This window comes from Actinoallomurus spadix, from assembly GCF_024055725.1.
Classification (GTDB): domain Bacteria; phylum Actinomycetota; class Actinomycetes; order Streptosporangiales; family Streptosporangiaceae; genus Actinoallomurus; species Actinoallomurus spadix.
In genome coordinates, this window is the sequence record NZ_JAMXMX010000019.1 from 39,663 (window position 1) to 59,624 (window position 19,962).

General features: G+C 72.1%; 16 protein-coding genes. 7 read left to right on the forward strand and 9 right to left on the reverse strand.

Features of this window, described 5'->3' with window-relative positions; all coding sequences use genetic code 11:
- Positions 1–12 precede the first annotated feature (12 nt).
- The 9 genes from NE235_RS37675 to NE235_RS25595 form a co-directional block, all read right to left on the reverse strand.
- Complete coding sequence (locus NE235_RS37675; RefSeq protein ID WP_289849205.1) at positions 13–1,278, reverse strand: GAP1-N2 domain-containing protein; 1,266 nt, start codon at positions 1,276–1,278, stop codon at positions 13–15.
- Positions 1,275–2,432 (reverse strand): TRAFAC clade GTPase domain-containing protein, encoded by a 1,158-nt coding sequence (locus NE235_RS25560; protein WP_252807311.1) that lies wholly within the window; start codon positions 2,430–2,432, stop codon positions 1,275–1,277. The genes NE235_RS37675 and NE235_RS25560 overlap by 4 nt, the downstream gene beginning before the upstream one ends.
- Positions 2,432–4,966 carry a hypothetical protein gene (locus tag NE235_RS25565; RefSeq protein WP_252807312.1) on the reverse strand — a complete coding sequence of 845 codons (2,535 nt, stop codon included), beginning with the start codon at positions 4,964–4,966 and terminating at the stop codon, positions 2,432–2,434. The genes NE235_RS25560 and NE235_RS25565 overlap by 1 nt, the downstream gene beginning before the upstream one ends.
- Positions 4,966–6,585, reverse strand: a complete 1,620-nt coding sequence (locus NE235_RS25570; RefSeq protein ID WP_252807315.1) for an Hsp70 family protein — start codon at positions 6,583–6,585, stop codon at positions 4,966–4,968. The genes NE235_RS25565 and NE235_RS25570 overlap by 1 nt, the downstream gene beginning before the upstream one ends.
- Position 6,586: 1 nt before the next feature.
- Positions 6,587–7,312: a nucleotide exchange factor GrpE gene (locus NE235_RS25575; protein ID WP_252807316.1), complete on the reverse strand. Its 726-nt coding sequence runs from the start codon at positions 7,310–7,312 to the stop codon at positions 6,587–6,589.
- A gap of 272 nt (positions 7,313–7,584) precedes the next feature.
- Positions 7,585–8,184 (reverse strand): GTP-binding protein, encoded by a 600-nt coding sequence (locus NE235_RS25580; protein ID WP_406567637.1) that lies wholly within the window; start codon positions 8,182–8,184, stop codon positions 7,585–7,587.
- On the reverse strand, positions 8,165–8,527 hold the full coding sequence (locus NE235_RS25585) for a DUF742 domain-containing protein (protein ID WP_252778214.1): 363 nt from the start codon (positions 8,525–8,527) through the stop codon (positions 8,165–8,167). Before NE235_RS25585 ends, NE235_RS25580 begins: the two co-directional genes overlap by 20 nt.
- A gap of 84 nt (positions 8,528–8,611) precedes the next feature.
- Entirely contained in the window at positions 8,612–9,016 is a 405-nt protein-coding gene (locus NE235_RS25590) for a roadblock/LC7 domain-containing protein (RefSeq protein ID WP_252807322.1), read from the reverse strand.
- Positions 9,016–11,862: a nitrate- and nitrite sensing domain-containing protein gene (locus tag NE235_RS25595; RefSeq protein ID WP_252807324.1), complete on the reverse strand. Its 2,847-nt coding sequence runs from the start codon at positions 11,860–11,862 to the stop codon at positions 9,016–9,018. Before NE235_RS25595 ends, NE235_RS25590 begins: the two co-directional genes overlap by 1 nt.
- A gap of 395 nt (positions 11,863–12,257) precedes the next feature.
- Between NE235_RS25595 and NE235_RS25600 the strand changes: the two genes are divergently transcribed.
- The 7 genes from NE235_RS25600 (at position 12,258) to NE235_RS25630 (ending at position 19,872) form a co-directional block, all read left to right on the forward strand.
- The gene (locus tag NE235_RS25600; RefSeq protein ID WP_252807325.1) at positions 12,258–13,070 is read left to right on the forward strand and encodes a sirohydrochlorin chelatase; all 813 of its coding nucleotides are present in this window, start codon (positions 12,258–12,260) and stop codon (positions 13,068–13,070) included.
- Complete coding sequence (locus tag NE235_RS25605; RefSeq protein ID WP_252807327.1) at positions 13,067–14,302, forward strand: ABC transporter substrate-binding protein; 1,236 nt, start codon at positions 13,067–13,069, stop codon at positions 14,300–14,302. The genes NE235_RS25600 and NE235_RS25605 overlap by 4 nt, the downstream gene beginning before the upstream one ends.
- Before the next feature lie 9 nt (positions 14,303–14,311).
- A complete protein-coding gene (locus NE235_RS25610) occupies positions 14,312–15,367 on the forward strand; it encodes an ABC transporter ATP-binding protein (protein WP_252807329.1) in 1,056 nt (351 codons plus the stop codon).
- A gap of 89 nt (positions 15,368–15,456) precedes the next feature.
- The gene (locus tag NE235_RS25615; protein ID WP_252807331.1) at positions 15,457–16,662 is read left to right on the forward strand and encodes an ABC transporter substrate-binding protein; all 1,206 of its coding nucleotides are present in this window, start codon (positions 15,457–15,459) and stop codon (positions 16,660–16,662) included.
- Positions 16,662–17,552 (forward strand): ABC transporter permease, encoded by an 891-nt coding sequence (locus tag NE235_RS25620; protein WP_252807334.1) that lies wholly within the window; start codon positions 16,662–16,664, stop codon positions 17,550–17,552. The genes NE235_RS25615 and NE235_RS25620 overlap by 1 nt, the downstream gene beginning before the upstream one ends.
- Positions 17,553–17,571: 19 nt before the next feature.
- Positions 17,572–18,378 (forward strand): ABC transporter permease, encoded by an 807-nt coding sequence (locus NE235_RS25625; RefSeq protein ID WP_252807336.1) that lies wholly within the window; start codon positions 17,572–17,574, stop codon positions 18,376–18,378.
- A gap of 63 nt (positions 18,379–18,441) precedes the next feature.
- Positions 18,442–19,872 carry a gamma-aminobutyraldehyde dehydrogenase gene (locus NE235_RS25630; RefSeq protein WP_252807353.1) on the forward strand — a complete coding sequence of 477 codons (1,431 nt, stop codon included), beginning with the start codon at positions 18,442–18,444 and terminating at the stop codon, positions 19,870–19,872.
- Positions 19,873–19,962: the final 90 nt, after the last annotated feature.

Genomic DNA, 19,962 nt, shown 5'->3' on the forward strand with positions numbered 1-19,962 from the left:
CGCGGGCGCGGATCAGCCTGGCGCAGACCGACTGCTCCCCTGGGGAGACGGACGTGTCCCCCCGGCACAGCGCGAGCAGCGCCGCCGCGCCGTCGAGCGCGGAGCCCCCGCCGCCCGGCCGGGACGGCGGGCGTCCCGTGCCGCGTCCTCCGGCGCGGCGACGCCGCCGGCCGGCGGCAGGTGCGGGGGACCGGGGTGCCGCGCGGCCGCGGTCTCGGGTGCGGGAACGCCGCCGGCCGCCACCTGGTCCGGGGGACCGGGATTTCGTGCCGCCGCGGTCCCGGGCGCGGAGACGCCACCGTCCGGCGGCCGGCCCGGGGACCGGGAACTTCGTGCCGCCGTGTCCTCCGGCGCGGGGACCTCGCCGCCCGCCGGCCGGCCAGGGCCGCCCGGGTCCCGCACGGGGGCCGGCGTCTCCGAGATCAGTTCACCGACGGCGTCGATGCCGTCCAGGTCGCCGGTCCGCCAGCAGTCCGTGATCACCCGCGCGAACCGGCCCGGCCGCGCGCCGTTCGGGGAGAAGGGCTCGTCGAGGCGGAAACCGCCTTCCGGGCAGGCGGACGGGACCGTGCCGACGATGACGTGCGGAGCCGTCTCCAGGTCGGCGGCGTAGGTCGTGAACGACAGGTCGGCCGCGAGCTCGGCGGGCAGCGAGTACGACACCGCGGCGATCCACCGGGCTACGGCCTCGGTGTCCTCGGCGACGAGGACCACCCGGCCGTGCCCGGCGTCCACCACCGTGGCCACGGCGTCGAGGATCGCGGCGAGCCGGTCGTGCGCGCGGTCGCCGCCGAGCCGATCGAGGAGCGAGTCCGGGTCGAACGCCGTGCCGGGTGCCAGGACGGCCGGCGCCGCGTCCTCCGGCGCCGGGCCGTCCGAGCCGGGAGAGTCGCCCAGAGGAGGATCCTGCAGGGGGGAGTCCCACAGAGGGGAATCCCAGAACTCGATGGGCCGCAGGCCCTCCATCTCCTCCGGCGTGGCCACGACCGCCTGTCCGAGGAAGTTGCCGTACCGGCCCGAGTAGTCGCGGCCGGTGTAACGGCAGTGGGCCAGCACGGTGTACCCGTCCGCGCGACCGTAGGTCAGCGCGGTCGGGAAGCCCACCAGCTCGTCGGGGCCGGGCGCGGACGGGGCCCCCGGTGGAGGCCGGTACGCCATGTAGGGGGTCACCGCGCCGACGACGCCGGACGGCGTGCCCGGCGTCATGCCGACGAACTGGAAGCCCGACCGGCCCGTCGGGCCGCGCTCGGCAGAGGTGTAGGTCAGCCGCCAGATCATCCGCGGGCCTCGTCGAGCATCCCGAACCGGTACAGCAGCCACAGCAGCGGGTCTTCGACGCGGTACGGGCGGATGCCGCCCGTACCGACCGCGCCGTCGCGGGGGACGCCGCCGAGGGCGGACACCCCGAACAGGCCGTACTCGGCGTACTCGTGCCCGAGGTAGCGGTCGAGCTCGCCGGCCTGCCAGTCGTGCAGCAGCGCGCGTACCTGCTCGTGCACGGCCTCCCGGTCGTCCAGGTCGAGGACGTCGGACCGCTCGGGGTGACGCCGCAGCGCTCCGTCGAGCGGCAACGCGTCGATCTTGGTGAGGGCCACGGCGGCGGGGACCGGCAGCCGCCTGCCGTGCGGGACGTCCCGGCCCGCGCGCAGCAGCTCGGTGACCCGGGCGATGACGTTGACCGGGTCACCGTCCGGATCGCCGTTCCCGGTCTTCAGCTCGACGGGGTCGACGAGGAAGATGATGGCGTCGGCCGCCGCGAGGTAGCGCAGATGCAGGTCGGTGACGTCACGGCTGCGCAGGTCCTCGCCCGCCGTGTCGAACAGCACCAGCGTCAGGGACATGTCCCGCTGCCGCAGGCGGCGGCGCCGGGTCCGGGTGAGGAGGTACACCAGCGGGTCGCGTGGCGTCGTCACGGCGCTGGCGGTCGCGGGCAGCAGCCGCCGCTCCCCGAACAGCGGCCGGTGGAAGTCGCGCTTGTACCGCTCGATCGTGCGGTCGTCGCACGCCACGAGCGAGGTGCCGAGCTCCGCGCCGATCCGGTGCGACAGCTCGTGCAGCAGCACCGCGATGTAGGTGCTCTTGCCGGAGTTCTTCGCGCCGACCAGGGCGACGATCTTCCCGGGCGTCTCGCAGTACGCCGCGGGCAGCGGGTTGTGGCACTCCGGGCACGCGCGGCGTGCCGTGGTCTGCCCGCATTCGGGGCAGACGGCACGGCGGGCCGGAGCCCGGCCGATCCGCAGCCGCGCCGGCGGCTCCGGCGGGCCGAAGACGGGAGGCAGCGACGCGGCAGCCGCGGACCCGGTGTAGGCGGCCAGCCGCTCGTCGAGCCGCGGCGTGCAGCCGGGACCGCGTCCGGGACTGCCCGCACACCGGAACGCGATCCGCTCGCGCTCCACCGTCGCGAAACAGTAGGGGCAGGTGATCGACGGCATCAGCCCACTTTCAGGTGGCGGACCGGAGGGTCGCGCAGCTCGATTGTGTCGTCTTCGGCGAAGCAGCGCACCCAGAACGGCCGGGGCAGGCGCGGCAGCGCGACCTCCAGGCGCGCGGGCACCTCCACGTCGTCCCACGTCATCACGGTCCGGCCGTCGCCGGGCCGCTGCGGCATGGGACCCGGGCGGGTGACGAGGACGAGCCGCCGCAGGCGTACGGGCACGGCGGCGGACAGGGTGACGGTGAGCGGGCCGCGCAGGCGGGGCCGCCGCACCTCGTAGCCGACGGTGGTGCGGCCCGGCACGACGGTGGTCACGGGGGAGCCGGTGACCCGCCGTCCCTGCGCCGTCCCCGCCGCGGCGACCTCGATCTTGACCGTCTCGTCCGGGGGAGCCGGGAGACGGACGCCGCCGTGAGCGTCGTAGCCCGCCCGGCCGACCGGCAGGCGGCGCTCGGCACCGGTGGCCGGCCGCCAGGCCACCTCGACCTCGGTGACGTCCGGCGGCCAGTCGAAGCCCAGGACGATCACCTCGCCGCGCCGCTCGGCGATCAGCTCGCGCGGCGGCGTCAGGCTCACGTGCTCGCGGTGGGCGCCGATCGTGGCGAGGTCCCCGGCGACGGACACGGCCAGCAGCACCCCGGGACCGGTCCGCACCGTGAGGCCGCCCGGGGCGGGCGCCGCGCGCAGGAGCCGGCCGATGCGCCGGACGTCCTCCAGCGGCAGCGTCGTGCCCGGCGGCCAGGGCGGCGGCGCGTCCATCGCGACGAGCTCCACCTCGCCCTCGGCGGGCGGGTCGAAGGTGACGACGAGCCGCCCGGCGGGGTCGGGCTCGACGCCGAGCCCGGTCACGGGAGCGGGGCGGGCGGCGGGCGTCGCCGCGGCGTGCACGCCGGCCGTGACGGTCTCCCGGCCGTCGGCGCCGAGGTACGCGGCGGCGATGCGGTCGTGGTTCGTCGTCCCGTTGCGGCCGGTCTCGTCGCGGAAGCCGGTGCGCGCAGCCGGGACGGGCGTGCCGTCCCGGGTCACGACGACGCGGACCGCCTCGGGCGGGCAGGACCAGCGGCCCGCGACCACGCGGTCCGCGGCGGTCACGACGACGTCCGCCGGCTCCGGCCGCACGAGGACCGGCCCGGCGACCGCCGGCGCCGACGCCGCCGAGCCGCGTACGGCGAACACCGCGTAGTAGACGGGGGCGTTCAGCGGGGGCGCGCCGTCACGGGCGTGGGCGGCCTCGGCCGCGAGCCGCTCCCCGTCACCGGGATGCCGAGGAACCCGCCCCAGGCAGCGCAGCACGACGTACCCGATCTCACCGACCCGGGACGGCGACGGCGACCAGGACAACGCGACCGCGGCGCCGTCGACGGCCGCCTCGAGCCGCCCGGGTGCCTGCGGCGGCAGCCCGGCCTGCAACTCGGCCGCGCCCGGCAGGTCGCCGACCAGCCGGAGCGCGTCGGCAAGCCGCAGCCATGCCCCGTCAGGGTCGGTCAGCAGGAGGGACGCCGCCTCCTGGCGCAGCGCCGTCGCCGCCGCCACCCGGCGCCGCGCCTCGTCCGCGAGGACCCGCGCGTCACCGGCCGGCTCGCCCGCCTGGCCCGCCACCTCGGCCAGCTCGGCGGCCGCCTGCACCTCGCCGGCGTCGATGAGGTCGCGCAGCCGCGCGGTCAGGCCGCCCTCCGGGGCGGTCTCCCGGCGGATCGCGAAGACCAGGCGGCGCGCGTCGTCGCGGTCCACGCCGAGGTCGTCGACGGCGTACCGCAGCAGCGCGCCCTCCGAGGCCCGCTGCTGGTGCCGCTCGCGCAGCCGCGCCACCACGTCGTAGCGGACGAGCTCCGCCAGCCGGGTGCCGACCTGCCGCACCGCGACCAGGACCGTGTCGGCGTTCGTGCGGTTGCCGTCGTGCGGCCGCCGGCTCCACTGCTCGCCGACCCGCTGCGCCGCGGGCCGCAGGTCGGGGATCTCGCCGAGGACATGACCGGCGTGCGGCTCGCCGGTCAGGAACTCGCGCAGGTGCCGCGCGCCGAGGGCGTCCAGCGCGTCGCGGGCCCGGGCGTACCCGGCGTAGGGCGGCGCGGCCGGCAGCGGGTCCGGGTCCCGGACCTCGATGCCGGTGGCGCGGGCGACGTCCGCGGCCTCACCACCGATCTCCCGCAGGTCGGCGGGCGACAGCATGCGCAGGTCCCCGGCGGCGTCGAGCAGCCGGTCCCGCAGTTCGGCGCGGCGGCGCGCGGCACGGTCGCCCGCCGCGGCGATCTCGGCGCGCAGCGGCGCCGGGTCGCCCGCCGCCGCCCGCTCGAACAGCGGCGCGAGCCTCAGGTGCTCGCCCTCCAGTCGGTCGATCAGCCGCCGGAACCGCAGCCGGCCCCGCGCCTTGCGCCAGCAGGTGCGCACCTGCTTGACGTGCTCGGCCAGCTCGCGGGGGACGAGGGGGTCCGGCAGGGCGTAGCGCAGGCGCAGGTCGTCGGGCGGCTGGTCCCCGGCCGCCCTGGCGGGCTCCAGCACCTCCCGGACATAGCGCCGTTCGTCAAAGACCACTAGTCGACGCGTATGTGGGCCAGGTCGGTGCGCGACTGGTGCACCTCTTCCTCGGACATCCCGCCGACGCGCACCTCGAGCTTCAGCTCCTCGGCGGTCTCCTTCTCCACGGCCGTGACGTGCAGCAGCCCGGAGGTGTCGAGGGCGAAGGTGACCTCGATGGGCCAGCCCGCGGGTTTGCCGGGCGGGATCTTCAGCTCGCCGTCGGCGATGGGCGTGTTGTGGGCGACCTCGGTCGACTCCGCGCTGCCCGCCTGCTCGACCACGATGATCTTCACGATCGTCTGGTCCTCATCGACGGTGCCGAACTCGCGGGTCTTGCCGCGGGGGAGCGCGTCGTTGGCGTGCACGAGGTGGACGACGTGCTCCTGCTCGGTGTCCGGGTCCAGCGCGATGACCCCGAAGGCGCGGGAGGCCACGGTCGTGATCTGCCGGGCGGCCATCCGCTCCTGGTCGCTCTCGGACAGGCCGGCCCGGGTCGCCAGGTCCAGGGCCTTGTCCGTCTCGCCCTTGGCCAGGAGCTGCCGGTAGGTCTCCTCGAAGGCGTACAGCGCGGCGCCCTTGGCGACCGCCAGGTCCGGGTCCTGCAGCCGGGGGCTCAGGGCCAGCTCGCCGGCCAGCCGCCGCTGCACGGCGGGCATCTTCGTGGAGCCGCCGACGAGCACGAGGTCGTCGTAGTCGGCCACGCCCTTCCCGGCCGCGGTGGCGAGCGTCCGGCCGGTGATCTCGATGGTGCGGTCGAGCAGGTCCTTGGTGATCTCCTCGAACGTGTCCCTGGTCAGCTCGACCGTCGCCACCCGGCCCTCGTGCATGACGCGGACGACATGCCGGGTGCGCAGCGACAGGGCCTTCTTGGCCTCCTCCGCGTCGTGCCGCAGCTGCTGCTCGGTGTGCTTGTCGTCGAGGGGATCACCGACGTCGGGGTGCTCCTCGGCGAACCGCTCGGCGAGGTACTCGACGACCCGGGCGTCCCAGTCGGCGCCGCCGAGCTCGTGGTCGCCGTCGGTGCAGACGACGGAGATGTCGCCGCCGCGCAGGGTGATGACCGTGGTGTCGAAGGTACCGCCGCCGAGGTCGTACACGAGGATCGTGCGGTCGGCGGACTCGTCGCCGTCGTCCCCGCCGCCGTCCGCCGTCGCGGGGTTGAGCACGCCGTACGTGATGGCGGCGGCGATCGGCTCGGAAATGATGTCGATGACGTTCAGCCCGGCGATGTGGCCCGCCTTGCGGGTGGCGTCCCGCTCGGCGGCCCCGAAGTAGGCCGGCACCGTGATCACGACGTCGCGGACCTCCTCGCCCGTCGTCGCCGTGGCGTCGGCCACCAGCTTGCGCAGGACGAACGCGGAGATCTCCTCGGGGGAGTAGTCCCGCTCGTGCAGCTCACGCGGCACCTCGTGGCCCATGTCCCGCTTGATCAGGCTGACCACCAGGTCGGGGAACAGTACCGCGGTGTCCTTCGCCGGCGCGCCGACGACGACGTTGTCGGCGGACTCGAAGTAGACGACCGACGGCGTCGTGTCGGTGCCCTCCATGTTGCGCAGCACGGCCGGCCGGCCGACGTCGTCGACGCGCGCGATGCACGAGTGCGTCGTGCCCAGGTCGATACCGTAGACAGCCATCTCATTCTCCTCCGACGGGTTCGGCCGCCACCCGGGCGATGATCACCTCGGCGCGTCGTACGATCCGGTCACCACGGACGAAGCCGGCCCGCTGTACCCGGGCCACCGTGCCGTCGAGGTCCGCGTCCGCCACGTCCTCGGTGCCCGAGGGGCGGTGCCGCGCCGGGTCGAACGGCTCACCGGTCTCGACGGGCATCCGCTCGACGCCGGTGCGGGCGAGGATCTCGGCCAGCTCGTCGGCGATCGCCGCGAGCAGCACCGGTGTGTGGGCGGGGTCGGCCGTCTCCCGCTCGGCCTCCCGCCGCACCAGGTCGTAGAGGCGGTACAACGCCGCGCGCACCGGCTCGAACGTGGCCTGCAGCTCGCCGTGGCGCAGCCGCTGGTTGTCCTCGTGCAGCCGGTCGATGACGCGCTCCCGGTGCGCCGCCCGCTCGTGCTCCCTGCCGACGGCCTCGGTGAGGCCGGTCAGCAGCGACCGGATCTCCTCGAGTGACACCGTGCCGCGCCGTCCGGGCCCGTCCGCAGCCGGCTCGCCGGCCGAGGACGCCCGCGTCGCCGGCGCGCGCCCGGTGCGCCGGGAGCGGGGCGCGCGGGAGGGCCGGGGGGCGGAGGACGGTGCGCCGGCCTCCGCGGCGGGAGGCTCATGCGGCAGCCCGGCGGCCCGGCCGGGATCGCCGGGCGGCGGGGAGCCGCTCCCGCCGCTGGGGGGCTCGGGGTCAACGGGCATGGTCTCGCACCATAACTCTGAGTGAGCAGGGACGTCAGCCCATTGTCCCCATCACCGGAAGCGGGCACCACCCTTCTGGGCAGTTCGATGTCGCCGCCCGTCACTTTTCCGCGCTCACCGGCCCGGCATTCCCCCTCGGACCTGGCGTTAGCCACAGAGAGTGATATCGCGGCCGATAGGCGAACTATCGCTTCAAATTGGGCGTGTTCCACGCGACGCGCTCGGGAAGCCGCCGTCCCTGGCCCGGAGCACGCGGGGCGCTCCGCACCGCACTAGTGGATGACCGCGCCGGCCTGGCGCTGGCGCTCGGCCATCACCGACAGGACGTGCTCGACGAGGGCGATCAGGACCTGCTTGCCGGACTCGCGCCGGCGTACGTCGCACAGGATGATCGGGACCCTGGGGTCCAGGTCGAGCGCGGCGCGGATCTCCTCGGTGTCGTACTGGATCGCGCCGTCGAAGCAGTTGACGCCCACGATGAACGGCAGCCGCCGCCGCTCGAAGTAGTCGATGGAGGGAAAGGAGTCGGCGAGGACGACGGCGCCGAGGGCGCCGAGGGCCAGCTCGTCCCACATGAACCAGAACCGGTCCTGGCCGGGTGTGCCGAACAGGTACAGGACGAGACCGTCGCGGATGGTGATGCGGCCGAAGTCCATCGCCACGGTCGTCGTGGTCTTGCGCTCCACGCCGGAGGTGTCGTCGATGCCGACGCTGCGGTCCGTCAGCTGTTCCTCGGTCCGCAGCGGCTTGATCTCGCTGACGGCGCCCACCAGGGTCGTCTTTCCCACGCCGAATCCGCCCGCGACGAGGATCTTCACGGCGAGCGGCATGGCGGCAGCGCCCCGTGAGGGGTCAGAGCGCCTGGAGTCCATTGAGCACTTCCTTCAAAACCCGTTCGTTGGGAAGACGGTTCTCTGTTTCAGGACGGCGTACGACGATCAGCCCGAGGTCGAGCAGATCCCCCAGCAGGACCCGGACGACGCCCAGGGGGAGTTTCAGCTTCGCCGAGATCTCCGCCACCGAGAGCGGGCGCACGCACAGGTCAAGGATGGCGACGTGCTCCGGGCCGGCGTTCGGCGGAGCGAACGTCGACGTCGCCGCCGTCGCGATGATCGCGATCAGGTCGAAGCCCTCTCGCGAGGCCCTGGTCCGGCCTCGCGTGAGCGCGTACGGCCGGACCACCGGCCCGGCCTCGTCGTCGAGCCATTCGCTCATTCAGCCGTCCCGCCTCGTGGGCCGTCGTGGAGAGGGCGACATCGCCGGGTGCCCGTTGTGTTGTCCTCGCACGATCATCCGGCCTCACGATTCCACGGCTGAGCGAGGCAGGGTCGACATGTGCTGGCCGACGCGCTTGACCAGCATCGCCATCTCGTAGGCGATCATACCGACGTCCGCGTCCGATCCCGCCAGCACCGCGAGGCAGGCGCCCGAGCCCGCCGCCGTGACGAACAGGAACGCGTGGTCCATCTCGACGATCGTCTGGCGTACGCCGCCTCCGCCGAACTGGCGTCCGGCGCTGCGCGCGAGGCTCTGGAAGCTCGCCGCGACCGCCGACAGGTGCTCGGCGTCCTCCCGGGTCAGGCCGGCGGACGAGCCGACCAGCAGGCCGTCACTGGAGAGCACCACCGCCTGCCGCACCTGGGCGACACGGGTGACGAGGCTGTCCAGCAGCCAGTTGAGTTCCCCCGCAGAACCCGCTGACATCAGATGTCCTCCTCTTCGTGATGGGTGGCGGTCTGCTCGGCGTCCGAGCGGCCGCGCAGCCATCCCTTCTGAATCGAGCTCAGCATCGTGCGGAGCTCCTCCGGCGAACGCTCATTGCTGGTCGCATTGTCCACAGGCTCGGCCTCTTCGCGAAGCTGGGGGGCCAGGTTCGCCTGCCGGACCCGGCGCGGCAGTGCCGGCCTGGTCCCGGAGGCCGTGGAACCGGTGCTCGTGAAACCGGCCGACGCGGTGGTGTCGGGAACGGCGGTGTCCGCGGGCTCCTCGGACGGTTCGAACAGCGAACGGCCCGGGGACGGCGCTCCGCCGTGTCGGCCCGGGAGCGGCGGCCGCTCCTCGGACGTCCCGCCGCGGCGGGACGGCAGCGGCGGCCGGTTCTCGCCGGTCTCGCCGCCGGACGCCGGCCGGTCGCTCCGCGCGCCGCCCGATCCGGCACCGTCCTCGTACGACGGCGGACTCGGGGAGTACCCGCTCGTGCCGGACGAGAAGCCGGTCGTGCTCCCCGCCTTGTAGTCGTCCGTCTCCTGCGGCCCCTCGCCGTACGCGGTGGGGACGGCGTCGTAACCGCCGAGGCCCGCGGAGTACGCGCCCGTCCCGTAGCCGGTGGCCGGGAACGATCCGGTGTCGGAGCCCGGGACCGGGAACGATCCCGTGCCGGCTCCCGTGTCCGCGCCGCCGGAGTCCTGCGACCGGGCGTCGGAGCCGCGGGGGGCGGTGCCGTACGGCTTCGCGTCGTACGGGCCGGTGGTGTAGGCGGCCTGCGCACCGGTGTCACCGCGACGCTGGGGAAGCGGCGGCCGGTCGCCCCGGATCGCCTGGATGGGCCCGGTGATCGGACCCCCGATCGGGCCGGTGTCCGTGGGGTTCGGGCCGGTCGGCGCGCCGATGGCGCCGATCGGGACCAGCGCCTCCTCGCCGCGCCGTGTCGTCGCGGGCGGGCCGGCCTCCAGCTCGGGCCGTTCGTCTCCGCGGGAGACGATCGCGTCGGGCAGCAGGACGATCGCGGTCGTACCGCCGTACGGCGAGGTGCGGAGCGTGACCTGTACGCGGTGCCGCTGGGCCAGCCGGCCGACGACGAACAGGCCGAGCTGGGCGCTGTTGGACAGGTCGAAGTCCGGCGGGTTCGTCAGCCGCTCGTTGGCGCGCTCGATGGTCGCCTGGTCCATGCTCAGGCCGCGGTCCTCCACCTCGAACGCGAAGCCGTGCGCCACGAGCTGGCCGGTGACCTGGACGGTGGTGTCGGGCGGGGAGAACAGCGTCGCGTTCTCGATGAGCTCGGCGAGCAGGTGGATGAGGTCGGCGACCGCGGGGCCGGCGACGGCCACGCGAGGCATGGCGGACACGGTGACCCGCGCGTAGTCCTCCACCTCGGCGGCGGCGGCGCGGGCGACGTCGACGACCGGGACCGGGTTGCGCCAGCCACGGCCGGGCGTCTGCCCGGACAGGATGATGAGGCCTTCCGCGTGGCGGCGCATGCGGGTCGCGAGGTGGTCGAGGCGGAACAGGTCGTCCAGCTCGTCCGGCTCGGTGACCCGGCGTTCCATGGAGTCCAGCAGGCTGAGCTGGCGGTGCAGCAGCGCCTGGTTGCGGCGCGCCAGGTTGAGGAAGACCTCGCTGATGCTGCGCCGCAGTCCGGCCTCCTCGACCGCGCCCTGGATCGCGGTGCGCCGTGCGGCGTTGAACGCCTGGCCGACCTGGTCGATCTCCTGGGTGCCGAAGGACAGCGGCGGGGCCTCGGCGGCGACGTCGACGTCCTCACCGCGGCGCAGCCGCCGGATGACGCTCGGCAGCCGCTCGTTCGCCAGGTCGAGGGCGGCGCGGCGCAGGCCGGTCAGGTCGCGGACGACCGAGCGGCCCACCCACAGCGACAGGGCGAGCGAGGCGATGACCGCGATCAGACCGAGCGCGCCGGCCAGCGCGACGTTCCGGATGATGCCGTCGGAGACGGGCTTGGCACGCTGGGCGGCGCTCGCCGTCGACGACAGCTCCAGGCCGCGCAGTCGCGTCAGGATGGAGCTGACCTTGATCTTCCACTTGACGTCCATGCCGGCCAGCGGCTTCGGGGCGGCCTTGCCGGCCATGCCCGCGCGGGGCTGCTCCGGCATGTTGTCGGTGAACTGGTCCTCCAGCGCCTGCAGACCGGTGAACTCGGGCGTCGAGATGATCCGCTGGTAGTAGGCGCGGTCGGCGGGCCGGAGGTCCGGGACGATCTGGTCGTAGAGGCTGCGCTGGGTGCCGACGAGCTTGGTGAACTGCACGTGCTCGGAGAACGTCAGGCGGCCGGTGGCCAGCGCGCCGGCCAGCAGCGCGTCCTCCTGGGAGAGGACCTCGCGCGCCCGGGCCAGGGCGACCTCGTTCTTGGCGTCCTTGGTGACGTCCGGGTCGCTCAGGGTCGACAGCGACGACTGCAGGGCGATGACGTCGGAGATCGTGTCGGTGTAGTCGTTGAACGCCTGCATGCGGCTTTCCTTGCCGCTGTCGATCGACTTGCGCTTGTTCTGCAGGTTGTCGAGGTGCACGATGACCTCGTGTGTCCACTGCCGTGCCTCGGCGGTGGCGTCCTTCTGCGCGCCCGCGTCGGTGGCCAGCCGGCGGAACAGGTCGGCCTGCCGGTCGGTGACGAGACGGCCGGACTCCATCGACGCCCGGTCGCCGGCCGACTTGCTGGCCAGGAAGACCACGGACAACCGGCGCTCCTGCTCCAGCGCGCTGCCCAGACCCCCGGAGGGGTAGTTCAGATGATCCTGGATCGTGTTGACATGTCGCAGGTTCAGGCCGTCGCCCAAGGTGATGCTCGCTGCGAACACCCACAAGGTGCTGAGTGACACCAACGGGACGATGAGCAGCAGAACTATCTTGAAGCGGACTGACCCGAACACGCGGCCGACCCGGGACCGGGACGACCGCCGACTGACATCTGATCCCACTCGTCGGTCCTTAGATTGCACCGCGACAGGCTCGACTTTCAGTGAGGCGGGGGAAACACCGTGTGAACGCGCGGCACTCTACTAGACATCACGGCGGGAACTGGCCGCCTCTGTAAATATCGGGCATCAAACACTCCCGTAGTCGGAGGTGAACCCGGTGTCATTCGGGACGAATAACTGCAGGTAGGGGCGCGTTTATCGGACCAAGTTTCTCAGGTCGGGCCGAGAACTGGATTTCGGACGTTCGGTGACAAGGGCTCCGCATCCTCCGCCGGACACCCCTAGAATCCGCGATCGTGATCCATGACGACCAGCCCCCGGAGACGCTCCCCGTACGTGGACGCTCGCCGCTACCCGGCGGGCGTCACCGCCGACCGGGCAGCGGCGATCTTCCCCCCGACGCACCGGTCCTCGTCCTGGCGGTACCCGGAACGGTCCCGGACGTCGGCGACGAGATCGCGGGGTTCATCCGCACGTCCCGTACCGACATCGACATCCGGGTCGCGCCCATCGCCGGGCCCGTGCTGGGGGAGGTCCTGCGCGGCCTGCCCGAGGGCCGTGCGGCGGTCGTGGTCCCGCTGGTCACCGGCCCGCACTCGCAGACGTACCAGGCCATCAACACGGTGGTCGCGGAGACCGGCGCGCGGGCGACCGTCACCGATCCGCTCGGCCCCCACCCGCTGCTGGCCGAGGCACTGCACGTGCGGCTCGCGGACAGCGGCCTGGCGCGCGCCGACCGGATCCGGCAGTTCAGCATCGGCGCGTCCGTCGACGGCGTCGTCGTCGCCACGGTCGGTGGCGACCCGGCCGTCCGGGAGGCCGACATGACCGCCGTCCTCCTCGCCGCGCGGCTCGCCGTCCCCGTCGTCGCCGCGTCCATCGACGGCCGTCCGACGGTGTCCGACGCGGTCGGGCGGCTGCGCGAGTCCGGCGGGCAGCGTATCGCCATCGCCCCGTTCGTCATCGGACCGGAGATCGACTTCGAGCGCCTCGCCAAGCTCGCCAGCGACGCGGGCCTCGGCTGCGCCGAGCCGCTCGGCGCCCATTCTTCTGTGGTGCGCCTGGTCAACCTGCGCTATGAGGTCGCGCTGGACGAGGAGCTGTCATGATGTTCGCCGGAACGCGGGGCCGTACGGCCCGCGGGTCCATGAGGTCCGTTCTCAAGCCGAAGTCCCTCACCAGGTTCGCCTGCGCCGCGGCGCTCGTCCTGGCCGCGGCCGGGTGCGGCGGCGACTCCAACGGGGGCAAGGCCCAGGCGGTGCCGCGCCTGCCCGTGCAGCAGGAGATCGGGGCCTCCGAGGGCCGGCTCAACCTGGTCATCTGGGCCGGGTACGCCGAGGACGGCTCCACCGACAGGCACGTCGACTGGGTGCACGCCTTCCAGAAGAGGACCGGCTGCAAGGTCAACGCGAAGGTCGCCGACACGTCCGACTCGATGTACGCCCTGATGAAGACCGGGCAGTACGACGGCGTCTCGGCCTCCGGCGACTCGTCGCTGCGGCTCATCTACGGCGGCCTGGTCGCGCCGGTCAACACCAACCTGCTGAAGAACTACCGCGACATCCCGTCGTACCTGAAGAACCAGCCGTACAACTCGGTCAAGGGCCAGATGTACGGCGCGCCGCACGGCTACGGCGCGAACTACCTCACGTACCGCACGGACAAGATCCCGGGCACGCCGCCGTCCTGGAGCATCGTCTGGGACAAGGGCAGCGCCGCCGCCGACCACGTCGTCGCGTACGACTCGCCGATCTACATCGCCGACGCCGCGCTCTACCTGAAGGCGCACCGTCCGGACCTGAAGATCACCGACGTGTACGAGCTGAACCAGAAGCAGTTCGACGCCGCCGTCGAGCTGCTGAAGCAGCAGCGCCCGAACGTCAACCAGTACTGGTCGAACTACCTGGACGAGGTCGAGGCGTTCAAGGCCGGTGACAACTACGCGGGCACGGCCTGGCAGGTGACGGCGAACATCGCCAAGTCGGAGAAGGCGCCGATCGGGACCACCATCCCGACGGAGGGCGCCACCGGGTGGTCGGACACCTGGATGGTGGCGGCACACGCCGAGCACCCGAACTGCATGTACAAGTGGATGAACTGGATCGAGTCCCCCAAGGTGCAGGCGGCGGTCGCGCAATGGTTCGGTGAGGCCCCGGCCAACCCGAAGGCCTGCAAATACGCGGCGAAGGGCTTCTGCACGCAGTTCCGCGTGGGCGACGTCGACTTCTACAAGCGTCTTGCGTTCTGGAAGACTCCGGTCGCAGACTGTGGTGATTCTCGCGGAACGAGTTGCGTCGACTACGCGAAGTGGACGGAACTCTGGACGCAGATCAAGGGATAGATGACTCAGATGAACACCGAAGAGCCCGGCGTCTCCGCGGCGGTCGAACTCCGCGCGGTGCGCAAGACCTTCGGCGAGGTCAGCGCCGTCGACGGTGTCGACCTGGAGATCGGCGACGGGGAGTTCTTCGCCATGCTGGGCCCCTCCGGGTCGGGCAAGACGACGGTGCTGCGCATGATCGCCGGTTTTGAGACGCCGACCTCCGGGTCGATCCGCCTCGGCGGGCGCGAGGTGACGAAGCTGCCGCCGTTCGAGCGCGACGTCAACACCGTGTTCCAGGACTACGCGCTGTTCCCCCACATGAACGTCCTGGCGAACGTCGAGTACGGCCTCAAGGTGAAGAAGGTCCCGAAGGCCGAGCGCCGCGAGCGCGCGCTGGAGGCGCTGGCGTCCGTCCGTCTCGAGGGGTTCGAGACGCGCAGGCCGGGCCAGCTGTCCGGCGGGCAGCGGCAGCGCGTGGCGCTGGCACGCGCGCTCGTCAACCGCCCCAAGGTCCTCCTGCTCGACGAGCCGCTCGGCGCCCTCGACCTGAAGCTGCGCGAGGAGATGCAGGTCGAGCTGAAGGCCATCCAGCGGGAGGTCGGCATCACCTTCCTGTTCGTGACGCACGACCAGGAGGAGGCGCTGACCATGGCCGACCGGGTCGCGGTGTTCAACGCGGGCCGGATTGAGCAGGTCGGGACGCCCGCCGACGTGTACGAGCAGCCGGCGACGGCGTTCGTCGCAGGGTTCGTCGGCACCTCGAACCTCATCGAGGGTGAGGCGGCCCAGTCGATACTCGGCCGGCCGGGCGTGTACAGCGTCCGGCCGGAGAAGCTCCGCGTCGACACGGACCTCGACGCGGAGCTGCCCGAAGACGAGCACTCCGCCACCGGCACGGTGGCGGAGGTCGTCTACGCGGGGGCGGCCACCCGGTTCGTCGTCGATCTCGACGCCGGGGGCCGGTTGGTGGCACTGCAGCAGAACCTGCAGTCCTCCTCGATGGACGTGCTCAAGCTGCGCGAAGCCCGGGTCAGGCTCGCGTGGCGTCGTGAGCACGAGTTCGCCATCGCCGGTCCGACGTGATGCCGGCCGGTCGCCGCCCGACCGGTCGTCTCGCCGCGGCGTGAGCCGCGGTCTTCCCCGAGATAACCCCTCATCTGATCGGAGTTCCCATGCGCGCCACGCGCCTCGCGCTCGTCGCGATGGCCGCCGTGTCCCTTCTCGCCGCGGGCTGCGGCGGCAAAAGCGGCGGGTCCCATCACGGCGGGACCGGTGCCGGAGGGTTCACGCCCCCGAACATCCCCGCGCTGACGTCGCTCGGCCAGGGCGAGGGCCAGGTCAACCTGGTCTCCTGGGCCGGCTATGTGGAGGACGGCTCGAACAACAAGGACCTCGACTGGGTCCACCCGTTCGAGCAGCAGACCGGCTGCAAGGTGAACAACAAGGTGGCCGGCACGTCGGACGAGATGGTCAGCCTGATGAAGACCGGCCAGTACGACGCGGTCTCCGCCTCGGGCGACGCGTCGCTGCGGCTGATCGCCGGCGGCACCGTCGCTCCGGTCAACACGAGCCTGGTCCCGAACTACGCCGACATCTTCCCGGACCTGAAGAACAAGCCGTGGAACTCTGTGAACGGCAAGATGTACGGCATCCCGCACGGCCGTGGCGCGAACATGCTGATGTGGCGCACGGACAAGGTCACCACCGCGCCCGACTCCTGGAGCGTGGTGTTCGACCCGAACTCCCCGTACAAGGGTCACATCACCGCGTACGACTCGCCGATCTACATCGCCGACGCCGCGCTCTACCTGATGTCGACCCAGCCCGCCCTGGGCATCAAGGACCCGTACGCGCTGGACCAGAAGCAGTTCGACGCCGCGGTGAACCTGCTCAAGGAGCAGAAGCAGATCGTCGGCGAGTACTGGTCGGACGCCACCAAGATCCAGCAGTCGTTCAAGGCCGGTGACACCGTCCTCGGTACGACCTGGCAGGTCATCGCCAACGGGCTGACGGGCGAGAAGACCCCGGTCCAGACGGTGCTGCCGAAGGAGGGCGCCACCGGGTGGTCCGACACCTGGATGGTCGCGGCCAAGGCGCAGCACCCGAACTGCGCCTACAAGTGGCTCGACTGGGTGGTCTCCCCGAAGGTGAACGCGCAGATCGCCGAGAGCTGGGGTGAGGCGCCGGCCAACAGCAAGGCCTGCACGCTGACGGAGGACAAGAACTTCTGCACCAGCTACCACGCCGCCGACGCGCCGTACTGGACGAAGGTCCACTACTGGAACACGCCGATCACGCAGTGCCTCGACGGGCGTAAGAACGTGAAGTGCGTGGACTACTCCAAGTGGACGCAGGCCTGGACGCAGATCAAGGGCTGATGAGCATCACCGCCACGCCCGGCGGGCCGGTTCGCCGGCTCGCCGGGCTGCTTCACCGCCGGCCGTACCTCCGCCTGGCCACGCTGCTGTCCGCGCCGCTGCTGTGGCTCGTGGTGGCCTACCTCGGGTCCCTCGCCGCGCTGTTCGCCGCGGCCTTCTGGACGACGGACGACTTCACCGGAGAGGTGGTCAAGCAGTTCAACCTGGACAACTTCCAGGAGCTGTGGAGCCAGACCGTCTACCGGACCATCACCGTGCGGAGCGTCGGCGTGGCCGCGGCGGTCACCGTCATCGACGCCGCGGTCGCCTTCCCCATGGCCTTCTACATGGCTAAGATCGCCTCACCGCGCGCCCAGCGCTGGCTGGTGATCGCGGTGCTGACGCCGCTGTGGGCCAGTTACCTGGTCAAGGCGTACGCCTGGCGGATCATGTTCTCCGGGTCCGGGGTGCTGAGCTGGATCCTCGACCCGTTCGGGATCCACGGCCCGGGGTACGGCCTGCCGGCCACGATCACGACTCTGGCCTACCTCTGGCTGCCGTACATGATCCTGCCGATCTACGCGGGCCTGGAGCGGCTGCCGAACTCCCTGCTGGACGCCGCGGGTGACCTCGGCGCCCGGACCTTCCGGACGTTCCGTACCGTCATCTGGCCCGTGGCCGTCCCCGCGGTGATCGCGGGATCGATCTTCACGTTCTCGCTCTCGCTCGGCGACTACATCACGGTGAAGATCGTCGGCGGCAAGAGCCAGCTCATCGGCAACGTCGTCTACGACAACATCGGCGCCGCCGACAACCTGCCGTTCGCCGCGGCCGTCGCGACGATCCCGGTGGTGATCATGGTCATCTACCTCGTCGCCGTACGCCGTACCGGCGCGCTGGACAACCTCTGACCGGCGGGGGAGACCTGCAATGACTTTGTCGCGAGGCGCGCGCGTCGCGCTCCGGGCCGGAATGATCATCGGCCTGGCCGTCATCTACGTGCCGCTGTTCGTCGTGCTCGTCAACTCGTTCAACGCCGACAAGGCGTTCGCCTGGCCGCCCTCCCACCTGACCGGCCACTGGTGGTCGACGGCGTGGGACAACGGCGGTGTGCGCACGGCGCTGTGGACGTCGGTGAAGGCCGGGCTCGGGGCCACCGCGGTGGCGCTGGTGCTGGGCACGATGGCGGCGTTCGCCGTGCAGCGGTACCGGTTCTTCGGCCGCGACACGGTGTCGCTGCTCGTCATCCTGCCGATCGCGCTGCCCGGCATCGTCACGGGCATCGCGCTGAACAACGCCTTCCGCACGGTGCTGTCGCCGCTGGGCATCCAGCTCGGGCTGTTCACCGTCGTCGTCGGGCACGCGACCTTCTGCGTCGTCACGATCTTCAACAACGTGCTGGCCCGGCTGCGCCGGCTCGGCACCCGCGTCGAGGAGGCGTCGGCCGACCTGGGCGCCGACACCTTCCAGACGTTCCGGTACGTTACTTTCCCGCTACTGCGTTCCGCGCTGCTGGCCGGCGGGCTGCTGTCGTTCGCGCTGTCGTTCGACGAGATCATCGTGACGACGTTCACGGCCGGGGCGGGGGTGCAGACGCTGCCGATCTGGATCTTCAACAACCTGTTCCGGCCGAACCAGGCACCCATCGTCAATGTCGTGGCCGCCGCGCTGATCGTGCTGTCCGTCGTCCCGGTGTACCTCGCCCAGCGCGTCTCCGGGGACACCCGGGGCCTGTAGCCCCGGGCACCGGGCCGACGCCATGACTCCGACGCCAAGACTCCAGGAAGGACCGCTCGCGATATGAAGCGCACCGTCCGTAACTTCGTGAACGGCTCGCCGGCCGACGCCGCCGACGGCCGTACCGCGGACCTGATCAGCCCCGTCACCGGCGAGGCCTTCGGTATGGCCCCGGTCTCGGGGCAGGCCGAGGTCGACGCCGCGTTCGACGCGGCGTCGCGCGCGTTCGAAACCTGGCGCGACACGACGCCCTCCGAGCGGCAGCTCGCGCTGCTGCGCATCGCCGACGCGATCGAGGCCCGCGCCGACGAACTGGTCGCGCTCGAGTCGGAGAACACCGGCAAGCCGATCGGCCTGACGGCGTCGGAGGAGATCCCGCCGATGGTCGACCAGATCCGGTTCTTCGCCGGCGCGGCGCGAATCCTGGAGGGCCGCTCCGCCGGGGAGTACATGGCCGGCCATACCTCCTGGATCCGGCGCGAGCCGATCGGCGTGTGCGCGCAGGTCACGCCGTGGAACTACCCGATGATGATGGCGGTCTGGAAGTTCGCGCCGGCCATCGCCGCGGGCAACACGGTCGTGCTCAAGCCGTCAGACACCACTCCGGTGACGACGGCGCTGCTCGCCGAGATCGCCGCGGAGTTCCTGCCACCGGGCGTCTTCAACGTCGTCTGCGGCGACCGCGACACCGGGCGCCTCCTCGTCGAGCACCCCGTTCCGCAGATGGTCTCCATCACCGGCTCGGTGCGCGCCGGCACCGAGGTCGCCCAGTCGGCCGCCGCCGACCTGAAGCGGGTGCACCTGGAGCTGGGCGGCAAGGCGCCCGTCATCGTCTTCGACGACGCGGACGTCGAGGCAGCCGCCCAGGCGATCGCCGAGGCGGGCTACTTCAACGCCGGCCAGGACTGCACGGCGGCGACCCGGGTGCTGGCGGCCCCGGGCGTCCACGACGACTTCGTCGCCGCCCTGACCGAGCAGGCCGCCCAGACTCGCACCGGCCTGCCCGACGACGAGGACGTCCTGTACGGCCCGCTGAACAACGCCGTGCAGCTCGACCGGGTCGCGGGGTTCATCGACCGGCTGCCCGACCACGCGTCCGTGACCGCCGGCGGCTCCCGTACGCGCGAGCAGGGTTTCTTCTACGAGCCCACCGTCGTCTCCGGGCTCCGCCAGGACGACGAGGCGGTGCAGCAGGAGATCTTCGGCCCGGTCATCACCGTGCAGCGGTTCTCCGATGAGGACGAGGCCGTCCGCTGGGCCAACGGCGTGAAGTACGGCCTGGCCTCCTCGGTATGGACCCGCGACCACGGCCGGGCGATGCGCGTTTCGCGGCGGCTGGACTTCGGCTGCGTCTGGATCAACACGCACATCCCGCTGGTCGCCGAGATGCCGCACGGCGGCTTCAAGCACTCCGGGTACGGCAAGGACCTGTCGATGTACGGTTTCGAGGACTACACCCGCGTCAAGCACGTGATGTCCAACATCGAGGCCTGACGGCCATCCGACGTCGGCGCCGCCGACCGCGCTCCACGGCGTGGCCGGCGGCGTCGGCGCGATGATGATCTACATTGTAAAGGCGGTCGC

Bases quoted from the DNA above. Each gene is read 5' to 3' on its own strand.
- NE235_RS25575 (WP_252807316.1), bottom strand. From the start codon at position 7,312: ATGCCCGTTGACCCCGAGCCCCCCAGCGGCGGGAGCGGCTCCCCGCCG.
- NE235_RS25580 (WP_406567637.1), bottom strand. From the start codon at position 8,184: ATGGACTCCAGGCGCTCTGACCCCTCACGGGGCGCTGCCGCCATGCCG.
- NE235_RS25615 (WP_252807331.1), top strand. From the start codon at position 15,457: ATGCGCGCCACGCGCCTCGCGCTCGTCGCGATGGCCGCCGTGTCCCTT.
- NE235_RS25625 (WP_252807336.1), top strand. From the start codon at position 17,572: ATGACTTTGTCGCGAGGCGCGCGCGTCGCGCTCCGGGCCGGAATGATC.
- NE235_RS25610 (WP_252807329.1), top strand. From the start codon at position 14,312: ATGAACACCGAAGAGCCCGGCGTCTCCGCGGCGGTCGAACTCCGCGCG.
- NE235_RS25570 (WP_252807315.1), bottom strand. From the start codon at position 6,585: ATGGCTGTCTACGGTATCGACCTGGGCACGACGCACTCGTGCATCGCG.
- NE235_RS25560 (WP_252807311.1), bottom strand. From the start codon at position 2,432: ATGCCGTCGATCACCTGCCCCTACTGTTTCGCGACGGTGGAGCGCGAG.
- NE235_RS25605 (WP_252807327.1), top strand. From the start codon at position 13,067: ATGATGTTCGCCGGAACGCGGGGCCGTACGGCCCGCGGGTCCATGAGG.
- NE235_RS37675 (WP_289849205.1), bottom strand. From the start codon at position 1,278: ATGATCTGGCGGCTGACCTACACCTCTGCCGAGCGCGGCCCGACGGGC.
- NE235_RS25585 (WP_252778214.1), bottom strand. From the start codon at position 8,527: ATGAGCGAATGGCTCGACGACGAGGCCGGGCCGGTGGTCCGGCCGTAC.
- NE235_RS25620 (WP_252807334.1), top strand. From the start codon at position 16,662: ATGAGCATCACCGCCACGCCCGGCGGGCCGGTTCGCCGGCTCGCCGGG.
- NE235_RS25590 (WP_252807322.1), bottom strand. From the start codon at position 9,016: ATGTCAGCGGGTTCTGCGGGGGAACTCAACTGGCTGCTGGACAGCCTC.
- NE235_RS25630 (WP_252807353.1), top strand. From the start codon at position 18,442: ATGAAGCGCACCGTCCGTAACTTCGTGAACGGCTCGCCGGCCGACGCC.